At 72.3% G+C, this 15,254-nt stretch carries 10 protein-coding genes and 1 pseudogene; 9 read left to right on the forward strand and 2 right to left on the reverse strand.

From position 1 onward, the window contains the following. Positions 1–112 precede the first annotated feature (112 nt). From ACLJQM_RS44135 to ACLJQM_RS44150, 4 genes and pseudogenes are all read left to right on the forward strand, one after another. Complete coding sequence (locus tag ACLJQM_RS44135) at positions 113–6,736, forward strand: DUF885 domain-containing protein (protein WP_410636178.1); 6,624 nt, start codon at positions 113–115, stop codon at positions 6,734–6,736. 478 nt (positions 6,737–7,214) lie between these two features. Continuing rightward, the gene (gene fahA / locus ACLJQM_RS44140; RefSeq protein ID WP_410636179.1) at positions 7,215–8,420 is read left to right on the forward strand and encodes a fumarylacetoacetase; all 1,206 of its coding nucleotides are present in this window, start codon (positions 7,215–7,217) and stop codon (positions 8,418–8,420) included. An 80-nt stretch (positions 8,421–8,500) separates the two neighbouring features. Then, positions 8,501–9,415, forward strand: coding sequence for a YhjD/YihY/BrkB family envelope integrity protein (locus ACLJQM_RS44145; RefSeq protein ID WP_360781152.1), 915 nt, complete (start codon positions 8,501–8,503; stop codon positions 9,413–9,415). 168 nt (positions 9,416–9,583) lie between these two features. Then, a pseudogene (locus tag ACLJQM_RS44150) lies at positions 9,584–9,769 on the forward strand (ArsR family transcriptional regulator); the annotation flags it as partial. A gap of 138 nt (positions 9,770–9,907) precedes the next feature. Here ACLJQM_RS44150 and ACLJQM_RS44155 read toward each other — a convergent pair. Continuing rightward, on the reverse strand, positions 9,908–10,168 hold the full coding sequence (locus tag ACLJQM_RS44155) for a hypothetical protein (protein ID WP_410636258.1): 261 nt from the start codon (positions 10,166–10,168) through the stop codon (positions 9,908–9,910). 98 nt (positions 10,169–10,266) lie between these two features. On the opposite strand from ACLJQM_RS44155, the gene ACLJQM_RS44160 reads away from it, so the two are divergent. The 4 genes from ACLJQM_RS44160 (at position 10,267) to ACLJQM_RS44175 (ending at position 13,427) form a co-directional block, all read left to right on the forward strand. Next, positions 10,267–10,581, forward strand: coding sequence for a hypothetical protein (locus ACLJQM_RS44160; RefSeq protein ID WP_410636259.1), 315 nt, complete (start codon positions 10,267–10,269; stop codon positions 10,579–10,581). Further along, positions 10,581–11,060: a hypothetical protein gene (locus tag ACLJQM_RS44165; protein WP_410636180.1), complete on the forward strand. Its 480-nt coding sequence runs from the start codon at positions 10,581–10,583 to the stop codon at positions 11,058–11,060. Before ACLJQM_RS44160 ends, ACLJQM_RS44165 begins: the two co-directional genes overlap by 1 nt. Beyond that, positions 11,026–11,868 carry a hypothetical protein gene (locus ACLJQM_RS44170; protein ID WP_410636181.1) on the forward strand — a complete coding sequence of 281 codons (843 nt, stop codon included), beginning with the start codon at positions 11,026–11,028 and terminating at the stop codon, positions 11,866–11,868. The genes ACLJQM_RS44165 and ACLJQM_RS44170 overlap by 35 nt, the downstream gene beginning before the upstream one ends. A gap of 518 nt (positions 11,869–12,386) precedes the next feature. After that, entirely contained in the window at positions 12,387–13,427 is a 1,041-nt protein-coding gene (locus ACLJQM_RS44175) for an LLM class F420-dependent oxidoreductase (protein WP_360781155.1), read from the forward strand. Positions 13,428–13,433: 6 nt separating this feature from the next. Here the strand turns inward: ACLJQM_RS44175 and ACLJQM_RS44180 are convergent, their stop codons facing one another. Next, positions 13,434–14,030, reverse strand: coding sequence for a class F sortase (locus ACLJQM_RS44180; protein ID WP_410636182.1), 597 nt, complete (start codon positions 14,028–14,030; stop codon positions 13,434–13,436). Between the two features lie 240 nt (positions 14,031–14,270). Between ACLJQM_RS44180 and ACLJQM_RS44185 the strand changes: the two genes are divergently transcribed. Next, on the forward strand, positions 14,271–15,215 hold the full coding sequence (locus tag ACLJQM_RS44185; RefSeq protein WP_247024690.1) for a Ppx/GppA phosphatase family protein: 945 nt from the start codon (positions 14,271–14,273) through the stop codon (positions 15,213–15,215). The last annotated feature ends 39 nt before the right edge of the window (positions 15,216–15,254 follow it).

Genomic DNA, 15,254 nt, shown 5'->3' on the forward strand with positions numbered 1-15,254 from the left:
CGTCCGGCCGTACCGAAGGCCGTCCACCCCCGGCGTAATGCGCACCGTTTCTGTCGGTGATCTCCGTTAGGGTCGCGGGCGAGACACCGATCGAAGCTGGGGGGTCCTGCCCATGACCGCGGTCACCGAACTCGCCGACGAGTTCGTCGAAGCGCTGTTCGCCGCCGATCCGCTGACGCCCGCGTTGCTGGGCATCCGCCCGGCGGAACCCGGTCTGCCCGACCAGTCCGCCGAAGCCGAGCGCGCGTTCCGGGCGCGGCTGGCGGAGTTCCGGGAGCGCGCCCGCGCGATCGCCGCCGACGGCCTCTCGGCCGAGGACCGCGTCACCCGCGAGGTGCTGATCTCCACGGCCGAGAACCGCATCGCGTCGGCCGAGAGCCGGATGGCCGAGTTCACCGTCACCGACCTCTCGATCGGGCCCGCGGCCGGCCTGCTCCTGGCCCTGCCGATGACGACCGTGACCGCGGGCGAGGCCGCGCAGGCGCAGCTCGGGCGGCTCGCCGCCGTCCCGGAGTTCCTCCGCCAGTCCGCCCGGCGCCACACCGAGGGCATCGCCGACGGCCTGGTCCCGGTGGCCCACCTGGTCGACGCCGCGATCGCCCACCTCGACCGCTACCTCGCCGACCCGGCGGCCGACCCGCTGCGCCGCCAGCCCGCGCCGGACGAAGAGTTCGAGCGGCGGCGCGAGGAGCTGCTCACCGGCGTCGTGCGCCCGGCCTTCGCCGAGTACCGGGCGTTCCTCGCCGACGAGGTGAAGCCGCACGGGCGGCCCGAAGACCGGCCCGGCCTGTCGTGGCTGCCGGACGGCGAAGCGACGTACGCGCGCTTGGCGCGGATGCACACGACGACCGAGCACACCCCGGCGGAACTGCACCGGATCGGGCTCGACGTCATCGACTCGCTCGCCACCGAGTACCGCGAGCTGGGCCGGAAGGCGTTCGGCACCGACGACCTCGCCGAGATCTTCGAGCGCCTGCGCACCGACCCCTCGCTGCGCTGGGGCAGCGCCGACGACCTGCTGGACACCGCCCGCACCGCCGTCGCCCGCGCGGCCGCGGAGGCGCCGAAGTGGTTCGGCCGGATCCCCGAGGAGCAGTGCACGGTCGAAGCGGTGCCGTCGGAGGTCGCGCCCGGCGCGCCCGCGGCGTACTACCTGCGCCCGGCCGCCGACGGCTCGCGGCCCGGCATCTACTTCGCGAACACCCACCAGGCCACCGAGCGGCTCCGGCACATGGCGGAGACGACCGCGTTCCACGAAGCCGTGCCGGGGCACCACTTCCAGCTCAGCATCGCGCAAGGGCTCACCGAGCTGCCGCTGCTGCGCCGCATCGGCGGCTTCACCGCGTACATCGAAGGCTGGGGGCTCTACAGCGAGCGCCTCGCCGCGGAGATGGGGCTCTACTCCGACGACATCGCCCGGCTCGGCATGCTGGCCGGCGACTCGCTGCGGGCGGGCCGGCTGGTCGTCGACACGGGGCTGCACGCGCTGGGCTGGAGCCGCCAGCAGGCCATCGACTACCTGCTGGAGCACACGCCGGAGGCGCGCCCCGAGATCGAGTCGGAGGTCGACCGCTACATCGCGTGGCCGGGCCAGGCGCTGTCGTACATGGTGGGGCGGCTGGAGATCCAGCGGAACCGGGCCCGCGCCGCCGAGCGGCTCGGCTCGCGGTTCGACGTCCGCGCGTTCCACGATCTCGTGCTGGCCGGCGGCCCGCTGCCGCTGTCGGTGCTGACCTCCGTCGTCGACGAGTGGGTGGCCGGGCACGGTGACACCGTGGGCGGCCTGGCGAACGAGCTCGTCGAGCTGACGTTCGAGCAGGAGCCGATGACCCCGTCGATCCTGGGCCTGCCCGGCGACCACGACCGGCTCGGCGACCAGAGCCGGGCCGGGAAGGAACGCTTCCGGGCCTCCTACACCGCGCTGGCGGCCCGTGCGCGGGCGCTGCCCGCCGAAGGCCTGTCGCGGGAAGAAGCTGTCACGCGCGAGGTCGTCATCGCCGCCGCCGAGGTGGAGGCCGACCGGCTGGGTGCGCGCACGGCCGACATCGCGGTCAGCGACGGGCTCACCGCGCCCGCGCTCGAGCTGCTGATGTACCTGCCGTACTACAAGCTCGACGACGAGGAGAAGGCCCGCGGCTACCTGGCCCGGCTCGCCGCGGTCGAGTCGTTCCTGGCGACGCTGACCGAGCGACAGCGCGAGAGCCTCGCCGACGGGCTCGTCCCGCCGGCGTACCTCGCCCGCGTCGGCGTCGAGTACATCGACCGCTACCTCGCCGCACCGGAGCGGGACCCGCTCAAGGTCGGCACGACCGCCGCCGTCGAAGGCTTCGAAGCCGAGCGCGACCGGTTGCTCGCCGAGATCGTCCACCCGGCGTACGCGCGCTACCGCGACTTCCTGCGCACGGAGGTCGAGCCGGTCGGGCGCCCCGACACCGCACCCGGGATCAGCCACGTCCCGGGCGGTGCGGAGCGGTACGCGGCGCTGATCCGCGCCGAAACGACCACCGAGCGCACGGCGCAGGACCTGCACGAAACCGGGCTGGCGCTGATCGAAAAGCTCGGGGAGGAGTACCGCGAACTCGGCGCGAAGGTGTTCGGCACCACCGAACTCGCGGAGATCTTCGACCGGCTGCGCACCGACCCGGCCCTGCGCTGGCGCGACGGCGACGAGCTGCTGTCCGCGGCGCGGGACGCCATCGCCCGTGCCGAAGCCGTCGCCCCGCGGTGGTTCTCGCACCTCCCGGCGGAAAAGTGCGAGGTCGCGCCGGTCCCCGAGGCCGACGCGGCGAGCGGCACGATCGCGTACTACCTCCCGCCGTCGCTCGACGGCACGCGGCCGGGCACCTACTACGCGAACACGCACGAAGCGGAGAAGCGGCCGCGGTTCACCAGCGAGGCCATCGCCTTCCACGAAGCCGTGCCGGGCCACCACTTCCAGCTCAGCCTGGCCCAGGAGCTGAGTGACCTGCCGCTGCTGCGGCGGGTCGGCATGTTCAACGCCTACGCCGAGGGCTGGGGCCTGTACGCCGAGCGCCTCGCCGACGAGATGGGCCTGTACTCCGACGACGTCTCGCGCTTCGGCATGCTGACGCAGGACTCGATGCGGGCCGGCCGGCTGGTCGTCGACACCGGGCTGCACGCGCTGGGCTGGAGCCGGCAGCAGGCCATCGACTTCCTGGTCGAGCACACGCCGATGGCGCGGCTGGAGATCGAAGCCGAGATCGACCGGTACGTCGCCTGGCCCGCCCAGGCGCTCGGGTACATGGTCGGGCGGCTGGAGATCCGGCGGCTGCGCACCGAAGCCGAAGTGGCGCTGGGGGAGCGGTTCGACATTCGCGGCTTCCACGAAGTCGTGCTGGGCCACGGCATGCTGCCGCTGTCCGCGCTGGCCAAGGTGGTCACGGACTGGGTGGCCGACCAGGGCGACACGCCCGACCGGCTGGCCGACGACCTGCTGGCGCTCAACTTCGAGCGGCAGCCGCTGTACCCGTCGGTGTTCGGGCTGCCCGGCGACCACGGCAAGCTGCCGGACCCGGGCGCGGAAGACCGCTTCCGGGCCGGGTACGCGGCGATCGTCGCGCGGGCGGAGGCGCTCGACCCGGCGGGGCTGCCGGCCGCCGATCGGGTCACCCGCGAGGTCGTGCTTTCCCAGGCGCGCACCGAAATCGACGAGATCGATTCGCGCCGCGGCGACATCGCGGTCAGCGACGGTCTCGGCTCGCCCGCGTTGCAGCTGCTGCTCTACCTGCCGCAGACGGTGCTGGACGACGAGCCGAAGGTCCGCGGCTACCTGAGCAGGCTCGCCGGGGTCGGCGGCTACCTCGAGGCCATGATCACCCGGCAGCGGGCCGCGCTCGCCGAGGGCCTGACGCCGCCGGAATTCCTGGTGCGCATCGGCATCGGCTACGTCGACCGGTACCTCGCCGCCCCGGAGAGCGACCCGCTGCGGGTGACACCGCCGTACGCGGTCGAAGGCTTCGAGGCCGAACGCGACCGGCTGCTCGCGGAGGTCGTCCACCCGGCGTACCGGCGGTACCGCGCGTTCCTGGCCGACGAGGTCGTGCCGGTCGCGCGGCCGGAGACGTCCCCGGGCATCGGTGACCTGCCGGGCGGCCCGGAGCGGTACGCGGCGCTGATCCGCGCCGAAACGACCACCGAGCGCACGGCGCAGGACCTGCACGAGACCGGGCTGGCGCTGATCGAGAAGCTGGGGGAGGAGTACCGCGAGCTGGGCGAGAAGATCTTCGGCACGACCGAACTCGCCGAGATCTTCGACCGGATCCGCACCGACCCGGCGCTGCGCTGGCGTGACGGCGAGGAGCTGCTGGCCGGGGCCCGCGCCGCCATCACGCGCGCGGAAGCCGTGGCCCCGCAGTGGTTCTCGCGGGTCCCGGCGGAAAAGTGCCAGGTCGCGGCGGTACCCGAAGCGGAGGCGGCGAGCGGCACGATCGCGTACTACCTCCAGCCCTCGCTCGACGGGACGCGCCCGGGCACCTACTACGCGAACACCCACGAGGCCGAGAAGCGGCCGCGGTTCACCAGCGAGGCCGTGGCGTTCCACGAAGCCGTGCCGGGGCACCACTTCCAGCTGTGCCTCGCGCAGAACCTCACCGGCCTGCCGCTGCTGCGCCGGATCGCGCACGTGAACGCCTACGGCGAGGGCTGGGGCCTGTACGCCGAGCGGCTGGCCGACGAAATGGGGCTGTACTCCGACGACGTCGCGCGGCTGGGCATGCTGACGCAGGACTCGATGCGCGCCGGTCGCCTGGTCGTCGACACCGGGCTGCACGCGCTCGGCTGGAGCCGGCAGCAGGCGGTCGACTACCTCGTCGAGCACACGCCGATGGCGCGGCTGGAGATCGAGGCGGAGATCGACCGGTACGCCGCCAACCCAGGCCAGGCGCTCGGGTACATGGTGGGGCGCCTGGAGATCCAGCGCCTGCGGGCCGAAGCCGAGCAGGCGCTGGGCGAGCGGTTCGACATCCGCGAGTTCCACGACGTCGTCCTCGGCAGCGGGACGCTCCCGCTGCCAGTGCTGGCCGGCGTCGTAGCCGACTGGGTGGCCGGGTACCGCGACACGCCCGACCGGCTCGCGGACGAGTGCCTGGAGCTGATGTTCGAGGCGCAGCCGCTGCTCCCGTCGCTCTACGGCCTGCCGGGCACGCACGACAAGCTCGCCGACCAGACCGCCGAGGCGGCCGGGCGGTACCGCGCCGGGCTGGCCGGGATCATCGAGCGGGCCGAAGCGCTCGACGCGTCGGCGCTGGACCAGGCCGAGCGCGTGACGCGGGACGTGGTGATCTGGCAGGCGCGCACCGAGATCGACCTGCTCGACTCCGGCCGGGCGGACATCGCGGTGAGCGACGGCCTGGCCGCCCCGGCCCTGCTGCTGCTGGTGGAGCTGCCGCAGACGGTGCTCGACGACGAGCCCAAGGCCCGCGGCTACCTGAGCCGGCTCGCGGCCATCGGCACGTACCTCGACCAGCTGATCGAGCGGCAGCGGGCGGCGCTCGCCGAGGGGCTGACGCCGCCGGAGTTCCTGGCGCGCATCGGCATCGGGTACGTCGAGCGCTACCTCGGCGCCCCGGACGAAGACCCGCTGAAGGTCCCGGTCCACGGGCACGAGGCCGAACGCGACCGGCTGCTCACCGAAGTCGTGCGGCCCGCCTACGAGCGGTACCGCGACTTCCTGGCCGGCGAGGTCGTCCCGGTCGCGCGCCCGGAGACGTCTCCCGGCCTCGGCGACCTGCCGGGCGGCCCGCAGCGGTACGCGGCCCTCATCCGCGCGGAGACGACGACCGAGCGCACGGCCCAAGAGCTGCACGACACCGGGCTGGCGATCATCGAGAAGCTGGCGGAGGAGTACCGCGAGCTGGGCGAAAAGGTGTTCGGCACGACCGAACTCACCGCGATCTTCGAGCGCATCCGCACCGACCCGGCGTTGCGCTGGCGCGACGGCGAGGAGCTGCTGGAATCGGCCCGGCGGACGATCGCCCGGGCGGAAGCGGTGGCGCCGCAATGGTTCCTGCGCGTCCCGGAGCAGCGCTGCGAGGTCGCGCCGGTCCCGCCGGCCGAGGCCGAAAGCGGCTCGATCGCGTACTACATCGACCCGTCACTGGACGGTTCGCGGCCGGGCACCTACTACGCCAACACGAACGAGGCCGACCAGCGGCAGCGGACGCTGAGCGAGTCGGTCGCGTTCCACGAAGCCGTGCCGGGGCACCACTTCCAGCTGACGCTGGCCCAGCAGCTGACGGGGCTGCCGCTGCTGCGCCGGATCTGCATCTTCAACGCCTACGTCGAAGGCTGGGGCCTGTACGCCGAGCGGCTGGCCGACGAGATGGGCCTGTACTCCGACGACGTCTCGCGCTTCGGCCTGCTGACCCAGGATTCGATGCGCGCGGCCCGCCTGGTGGTGGACACGGGCATGCACGCACTGGGCTGGAGCCGCCAACGCGCGGCGGACTTCCTGCGGGACAACACCCCGATGGCCCCGATCGAGATCGAGGCGGAGATCGACCGCTACGCGGGCCACCCCGCCCAGGCCCTCAGCTACATGGTGGGCCGCCTGGAGATCATGCGCTTGCGCGAGGAAGCGGAGCAGGCGCTGGGGGAGCGCTTCGACATCCGTGAGTTCCACGACACGGTCCTGGGCAGCGGCTCGCTACCCCTCCCGGTCCTGGCCACGGTGGTAGCCGACTGGGTGGCCGCCCGCTCCGCGGCAGGCAGCGAGTGACGACTGCGCCCCACCGGACCCCGGCAAGCCTTAGCGGGTCCCGGCCGGCGCGCCGGGCACCTGCTCACCCGGCGGCCGGGACCGTGGCGGTGTTCGCGAGCTGCCCGTCCCGCCCCGAACGAGCAGCGTGCAGCCGTCCCGTCGCGCGGATCGCGGCGGCGTTCGGTGTTCGCCCGGGCGGCGGGGTCTGGCCGGAACGACCAGCGGCCGGCGATCCGGCGGCCCGGACCGTGGCGGCGTTCGCGAGCCGCCCGTCCCGCCCCGAACGACCAACGCACGACCATCCCGTCGCGCGGACCGTGGCGGCGTTCGGTGTTCGCCCGGGCGGCGAGGTCCGTCCGGAACCACCAGCGGCCGGTCACCCGGCGGTGCCGACCGTGGCGGTGTTCGCAAGCCACCCGGCCCGCCCCGGCGGCCGCCCGCAACGACCCACGCGCGGCCGTCCCGTCGTGCGGACCGCCCGGAACGAGGAGCGATCGTGACCTGGCTCGAACTCGCCGAAGACACGCCGTTCGGCTTGGCCAACCTGCCTTACGGCGTGTTCTCGGTGGCCGGCGCGCCCGAGCGGCGCATCGGTGTCCCCATCGGCGAGCACGTCCTCGACCTGACCGCCGCGGCCGCCGAGACCGCGGCCGCCTTCGCGCCCCTGCTCACCGCCGGGGTGCTCAACCCGCTGCTGGCCGCCGGGCCGGGAACCTGGCGCGAGGTCCGCGAGAGCGTCCGGGAGTGGCTGACCGAACCCCGGTACGCCGATGCCCTGCGCCCGCACCTGGTGCCGCTGACCGAGGTGACCACCCACCTCGCCTTCGACGTCGCCGACTACGTCGACTTCTACTCCAGCGAGCACCACGCCCTCAACGCCAGCCGGATCTTCCAGCCCGACGTCACCGAGCTGGCGCCGAACTGGAAGCACCTGCCGATCGCCTACCACGGCCGGGCCGGCACCGTCGTCGCTTCCGGCACGCCGGTCGTCCGGCCGCACGGGCAACGCAAGCCGCGCAACGCCGACGCGCCTTCGTTCGGGCCGTCGCAGCGGCTGGACATCGAGGCGGAGGTGGGGTTCGTCGTCGGCGTTCCGTCCACTCCGGGCACGCCGGTGTCCACCGCGGACTTCGCCGGCCACGTCTTCGGCGTCTGCCTGGTCAACGACTGGTCGGCGCGCGACATCCAGGCGTGGGAGATGCAGCCGCTGGGCCCGTTCCTCGGCAAGTCGTTCGCGACGTCGGTGTCGCCGTGGATCGTGCCGCTGGCCGCGCTCGACCACGCGCGCGTCGACGGGCCGCCGCAGGACCCGGAGCCGTTCGAGTACTTGCGGACCGGCGAGAAGTGGGGTCTGGACCTGGCGCTGGAGATCCGGCTCAACGGCCACCTGGTCTCGAGCCCGCCGTTCGCGACGCAGTACTGGACGGCGCCGCAGCAGCTGGCGCACCTGACCGTCAACGGCGCGAGCCTGCGCACCGGCGACCTCTACGCGTCGGGCACGGTGACCGGCCCGGAGCGCGATCAGCGCGGTTCGCTGCTGGAGCTGTCCTGGGGCGGGCGGGAACCGTTCGAGCTGCCCGGCGGTCAGACCCGCGCGTTCCTGGAGGACGGCGACGAAGTGGTGATCAGCGCGACCGCGCCCGGTCCCGGCGGCACGCGGATCGGGTTCGGCGACGTGCGGGGCACGGTGGTGCCCGGCTAGCGCGTGACGATCCGGCGCCCGCCGTGTCCGGACTGCGGAGGACACGTGCGGATGAGAGGGTCGGTGCGGTGCGAGAAGCGGTGAAGAGGGGGTTCCGGCGAGCCGGGGCGACGCTGGCCCGGTACCGGGAGCGCGACGGCGACCACTACGCCGCCGCGGTGACGTTCTTCAGCCTGCTCGCGCTCGTCCCGCTGATCATGGTCGCCGTCTCGGTGGCCGGCTTCGTGCTGGCCGGTGACCGGATCCTGGCCGCCGAGCTCGACCGCGTGATCGGCAGCTCGCTGCCGCCCGAACTCTCGGGCCAGGCGACGAACGTCGTGCACACGGTCGTCGGCGAGCGCGGCCGGATCGGGCTGCTGGCGCTGGCCGTCGCGGTCTACTCGGGGTGGAGCTGGATCAGCAACGTCCGCGACGCGGTCACGGCGATGCTCGGCCAGGAACGCACCCCGCGCCCGCTGCTGCGCGGCATCGTCACCGACGTCCTGGTGCTCATCGGCATCGGGCTGGCGATGGCGGTCTCGTTCGGCCTGGCCTCACTGACCGGCGCGGCCGGCGCGGGCCTGCTCCGCCTGACCGGCCTGGATGGCGGCTTCGCGCACTTCGTGCTGGTCGCGGGCTCGCTGCTGCTCGGTCTGGCGGCGAACTGGCTGGTCATCGCCTGGTGCCTGGCCCGCCTGCCCCGCCGTCCGCTGCCCTTGCGTTCGACCCTGCGCCCGGCCGGCGCGGCCGCGGTCGGCCTCGGCGCGATCCAGCAGGCCGGCGGCCTCTACCTGCACCTGCTGGGCCGTTCCCCGGCGGTCGCGGCCTTCGGCACCCTGGTCGGCCTCCTGCTGTTCGGCTACCTGATCGTCCGCTGGCTCCTGATGGTCACGGTCTGGCTGACGGTCCGCGACGAGCCGACGGGCACCCTCGCGGCCGACGTCCGCTACGCGGGCACGACGCTGGGCGCGGGAGCGTCGGCGGAGCTGGTGGTCCGCACCCTCTCCGGCCGCTGAGCAACGGGGAGCGGCCGGTGCCCTACGTGTGCTGTTGCGGGGCATAACGGCACGGTGGATCTGCGCGGCCGTGGCCTCGTTCTCGTGCCCACGGCCTTCGGGTGGCCGAACCCCGGGATCGGGCCCACCGACGACACCTCCGTCACCCCTCCCGCGCTGGTTTACCCGATGCTCGGCGCGGCACGGCTGCGGGAACCGGCCACGCGATCACCCGCCATCGCGCGGCTCCTCGGCTCCGGACGCGCATCCGTGCGGGCCGAAACCCTCGTTCCGAGTACCACTCGCAGCCTGGCCCACCGAGCCGGCCTCGCTCCGGCAACGGTCTCCGAGCACCTCGCGGTACTTCGCGAAGCCGGCCTGGTCACCGCCACACGACGCGGTCGGGAAGTGCTCTACTGCCAGACACCGCTCGCGCAGCACTCCTCCACCCCGCGTCGCCCTGAGGGCGACCGCAGGTCGGGCAGGGCGTCTCGTCAGAGTTGGTTGCCGTGCTCAGATCCCGCACGGCTCCTCGGCGACGCCGTAGACGATCATGCCGCCGCCGCGGTTGGCCATCGCTGCACTGTCTTTGGGCACGTCGCTCGTGGCGAGTTTTTTGGCCGGCGGAAGCGACTTCTTCCCGTTCGGGTCGTCGGTCTCGGCCACATGCGCGGTGACGGCTTCGTCAAGGAGTTCGTCGGTGAGCGGGGACTTCAGGCCGGCACGTGGCCTGGACGAGCCGGCGGGCAGGGCGGGCGCCAGTCCGCCGATCACGGTGGCCGTCCGCAGGTCGGCCGATGGCAGTTTGTGGCCAACGGATCGCGCCGAGAGCGGCCGGTCGCCACAGTGGAGGCCGAGGGAAGGGAGCAGCGGTGGGCGGTGAAATCAATGCGGACATCGATCCGACGGCGGCAGCGGCGATCCGCTTCCAGCGGGACCATCCGGCCGGGAGCACCAAGGCCAAGCTGGAGGATGCCCTGGCCGCCGGGGCAGCCCATCCCGGTTGGGCGGTGTCGCCGATGAATGCCACCTGTGTCTACAGCTGGGAAGTGCGGCTGCGGCAACTGGGCCGGGTCGCGGAAGAGGCGGCCGACGGGGTCACGAAGTCGATGGACATCTACCTGACGGCGGATACGACGGCGGCGGACGAGCTGCGCCGGAGTGCCAAGTGGCTGGAGGACGCCTGATGCTTTCGGTGTCCGCGGTGAGGAACGCGAAACCGCAAGCGTGGCGGGATGCGGCCGACGACGCCACCCAGGCCGCGCAACATTGCCGGGACGTGGCGTCGGACGCGCGCTACCTCGCCCAAACCTTGACGCAGACCTGGCCCGATGACGCGGGGAGGGAGGCGCGGCAGAGGTTCGTGCAACACGCTGCGGACTACGAGATCGCGGGCACGATCCTCGCGAAGCTGGTGATCGTGTACGACGCGTTCGCCGGCCACATAGACGATGCGCAGCAGATGCTCGACAGCGCGCTCGACTACGCCCAGCGGAACGAGTTGACGGTCGGCGATGACGGCAAGGTCACCGGTGAGGCCGAGAAGGGGCCGGAGATCCGGACGACGGGTCAACTGGTCGCGGGGGGCCCTCAACTACGCGACCAACTGGGACCAGACGACGGCCAACTGGTTGCGGACGATCGGCAGCCTCACCACCGAGACTGATCCGGAAGTGGTGAACTTGCGGCTGGAGCACGGTGGCGACAGCGCGAGCGATATCGCCAACCGGCTGAAGAACCGGCCCGACGATGTGCACGAGGTGAACATCTCTCCTGATCTGCTGGACGAGGTCCGCAAGATCTCGAAGGAAACCGGAATCAGCGAGGGCCTGTTGATGGCGATTCTCTGGCAGGAGGAACAGTGGTACCAGCAGTGGGAGAAGAACGGCGGCCCGGTGACTGAGCTCGGACACGTACTGAACGAAGAAGTGCAAGGCGTCAAACCTGACAAGTCGCTTGGCATCACCCATGTGAAGCTCGACGCTGCCCGGGAAGTGATCGGCAAGAATCCCGCGGCCTTCACCGAAGACGGGCAGTACCTCGGTGACCTGACCGATGCGGAGCTGGTGCAAAGGATTGAGCAGGACCGCAACCTGGATGTGAAGCTTTCGGGATACTACCTGGCCGAGCTGAAGAAGAACCCCTACGGAGCGGAAACCGACAAGCAGCTCTTTATCCTGTACGCGACCGGAGACGATCCTGCCACGCGGGCCAACAACCACGAGTTCGGCGATGCCACCGCGCCTCGGCAAAACGACATCCGCCCCCGGGCGGAGAACTGGGACCGGCTCCAGCCGCGGTTGGCCGACGCCGCCGATTGGGCGTCGGTCTCCGAGCCGGAACGCCAACGGGCCCTGTCCGGGCTGGCCTATGAAACGCACGTGGGGGAGAAGGTCGACCTCCACCCTGTCTACGGCTCCGACAGCATGGCCGACGGCAAGAAGAACTACCCCCGGCCGGGGGCGCCTCGTTGAATTCGGTCACTCACGGGTGTTCGCCTTGGCAGAAGTACCAAGGCGACCAGTGCGGCGCTCTCAAGCTGTCCGGGGACGATAGGCGACCTCGCACGTCCGGGTAGGGGGCGAACTCGCGTCGGTCGCTGTAGCTGAACGCGACCCGGGGACTTCGCAACCGGCTGGTCGAGCGGCATGCGGAGCTTGACGAGCACCAACTCGGCGGCCGCTTCGTCTGCCTGAGGGTTCGGCCCGGTCACGGACGACCTCCCCGGAGCGCGCGTCCGTCCTCGACCGACGGCCAGTGACCGAGCTGGGACATCGTGTAGACGACGAGCTCATCTCGGCGAGCGGGCCCGAGTTCGGAGCCCGGACGTCAGAGGGGATAAGGGCGGGCACTGCCTGTTCGGGCACGTGACCACCGCCACCCGGACAGGTGCCCGCCACGTGCTGAGATCAGGGGCGCAGGGAGCAGTGGGCCGTGCGTGAGGTATCACGTAAAAGCTAGACTAAGCGCTTGCTCAGCAACGGAGGTGGACATGCGGATCGGGACCGCGATCAACTACGCCGGAGGCTTCGCCGACAGCGTCGCGGACATCGTCGAACTGGAGAAGGTGGGGCTCGACGTCGCCTTCGTGCCGGAGGCGTATTCGTTCGACGCCGTCAGTCAGCTCGGCTACCTCGCGGCCAAGACCGAACGCGTCCAGCTGGCGTCCGGGATCTTCCAGATCTACACGCGCACGCCGACGCTCACCGCGATGACCGCCGCCGGGCTCGACTTCGTTTCCGATGGGCGGTTCATCCTCGGGCTCGGGGCGTCCGGGCCGCAGGTCATCGAGGGCTTTCACGGCGTGAAGTACGACGCGCCGCTGGGGCGCACGCGGGAGATCGTCGAGGTCTGCCGGCAGGTGTGGCGCCGTGAGCGCGTCGTGCACGAGGGCAAGCACTACACGATCCCGCTGCCGGCGGAGCAGGGCACCGGGCTCGGGAAGCCGCTGAAGCTGATCAACCACCCCGTGCGCGAGCGCATCCCCGTGCTGCTGGCTTCGCTCGGCCCGAAGAACGTCGCGCTCACCGCGGAAATCGCCGAAGGCTGGCAGCCGATCTTCTTCCACCCGGAGAAGGCGGCCGACGCCTGGGGCGCCGCGCTGGCAGAGGGCAAGGCGAAGCGCGCTCCGGAGCTGGGTGAGCTGGACACCTTCGTGTCGGTGGCCCTGGCCATCGGCGACGACGTCGAGCCGCTGCTGGACCACCTGCGCCCGATCCTCGCGCTGTACATCGGCGGGATGGGCGCGCGGGGCAAGAACTTCTACAACGACCTCGCCCGCCGCTACGGCTACGAGGCCGAGGCGAAGCTGATCCAGGACCTCTACCTCGACGGCAAGAAGGAAGAAGCGGCGGCGGCCGTCCCGCTCGAACTGCTGCGCGCGATCTCCCTGGTCGGCCCGGCCGGCTACGTGAAGGAGCGGCTGGCGGCCTTCGAGGAAGCCGGCGCGACGACGCTGGTCGTGAACCCGATGCTCCCGGGCCGCGACGCCCGCGTGGCGGCGGTTTCCCAGCTGCGCGAGCTGATCGGCTAGCCGGCGTCAGGCGGGGGTCGCGTAGACCGCGACCCTCGCCCCGCTGAAGCCCGCGCCGTCGTAGACGCCGTCGCTGGTGATCAAGCGCAGCTGGGGTCCCGCGCCTTCGGGGGCGACCAGCGTGCTGTCCGGCTCGTTCGACGGGAACAGTGCCGTACGCCGGACCGTGAAGCGGGTCTCGCGGCCGGTGTCGTCGCGGATCGTGATCGACGCGCTCGGCCGCAGCGTCGACAGCCGGGCGAACGCGCCCGCCGAGTAGCCGAACCCCGCGTGGCCGGACAGCACCGCGACGCCGGCCGCGCCCGGGGCCGGGCCGTCGGCGAACCAGCCCACCCCGAGTGCCGTGCCCGGCTGCTCGCGGCGGCCGCCGACGTGGCCCAACGGGATCACGCGGTCCAGCGCCAGGCCGAGCTCGGGGATCCCGACCGACGCCGGCGGGGCGCCGGCGAGCGGGAGTGAGGCCGCGGCTCCGGTGGGGACCGTCGTGGCCGGGGCGAGCACCGCCGTCACGCCCAGGAGCACGCAGCCGAGCCCGGCCACGACCGCGAGCACAGCCGCGGCCGGCCGGGCGAGCTCGGATCGCCGCTCGGGCCGTTCGGTCACTTTTCCCGCTCCACACCGGTGCTGATGTCCGGTAGATCGCAGCGCCGCCCTCGACGTTACCGAATCGTGTCCAATTCACTCGTTCGGGTTATCTCGCTGTGACCTTCGCGTCAGAAAAGCACCGCCAGAGGGTGCAATCCCGTGAAACGCCCGGCAGAACGCGGTGAGATCCGACATCATTGCTGGTTTCAACCACCCCCAGGGGGGATATTCACCAGCGGAAGTGAGGTGCGCCGAGTCGTGCGAAAAATCGCAGAGCCCGCGGTGGGCGTGCTGGACGTCGGTTCGTTCAGTGCCCGGCTCGTGGTGGTGCCCGTCACCGGGTCCCCGCGGGAGCCGGTGCTGAACCACCAGACCCGGCTGCGCCTGGACCGCGAACTCGACGTCCGCGGCCGGCTCTCCGACCGGGGCATCGCCGCGGTCACCGCCGCCGTCGCCGCGGGGATGAGCACGGCCTACCGGCACGGCGTCCACGGCGTGTACCCGCTGGCGACCTCCTCGATCCGCGACGCGGCCAACTCCGCCGACGTCGTCCGGCACGTGGCCGGCGAAACCGGGGTCGAGCTGCGGTTCCTGACCGGCCCGGCCGAAGCCGGGCTCGCCTACCTGGCCACCCGTCGCTGGTACGGGGCCGACGCCGGGCCGCTGCTGGTGCTCGACATCGGCGGCGGCACCGTCGAACTGGCCGCCGGCCGCGGCGAGCGGGCCGAGTTCGCGCGGTCGCTGCCGCTGGGCGCCCGGTCGATGACGCGGGACTGGCTGCCGTCCGAGCGCGTGTCGAACAAGCAGGTCAAGGCGCTGCGCACGCACGCGCTCGACGTCGTGAGCACCACCCTCGGCGCCGCCGATGTCGACGACCCGCGGGTCGTCGGCTGCTCGAAGGTGCTGCAGCAGCTGGCCCGGCTGTCCGGCGCCCGCCCCGGGAAGTGCCGGGAGCTGCGGCTCGACGACCTGCGAGCCTGGATCCCGCGACTCGCCGCGCTCCCGCCGGCCAAGCGGGCGGAACTGCCGGGCATCTCGCGCAGCCGCGCCCACCAGGCGCTGGCCGGCGCGATCGTGGCCGAGGCGCTGCTGACGGTCGCCGGCGGCAAGGTCGCGATTTGCCCGTGGTCGACCCGCGACGGCCTGCTCCTCACCCTGCAGGACAAGGCGAAAGCCGCCGCCGCGGCGAACCGGGCCGCCTGAACCCCTGGCCGGGACCGGGAAAACCGGGTATTCCGGAAA

This window comes from Amycolatopsis sp. cmx-4-83 (genome assembly GCF_046548815.1).
Classification (GTDB): Bacteria; Actinomycetota; Actinomycetes; order Mycobacteriales; family Pseudonocardiaceae; genus Amycolatopsis; species Amycolatopsis pretoriensis_A.

Coding starts and splice junctions, on each gene's coding strand:
- ACLJQM_RS44135 (WP_410636178.1), top strand. CDS start 113: ATGACCGCGGTCACCGAACTCGCCGACGAGTTCGTCGAAGCGCTGTTC.
- ACLJQM_RS44165 (WP_410636180.1), top strand. CDS start 10,581: ATGCTTTCGGTGTCCGCGGTGAGGAACGCGAAACCGCAAGCGTGGCGG.
- ACLJQM_RS44175 (WP_360781155.1), top strand. CDS start 12,387: ATGCGGATCGGGACCGCGATCAACTACGCCGGAGGCTTCGCCGACAGC.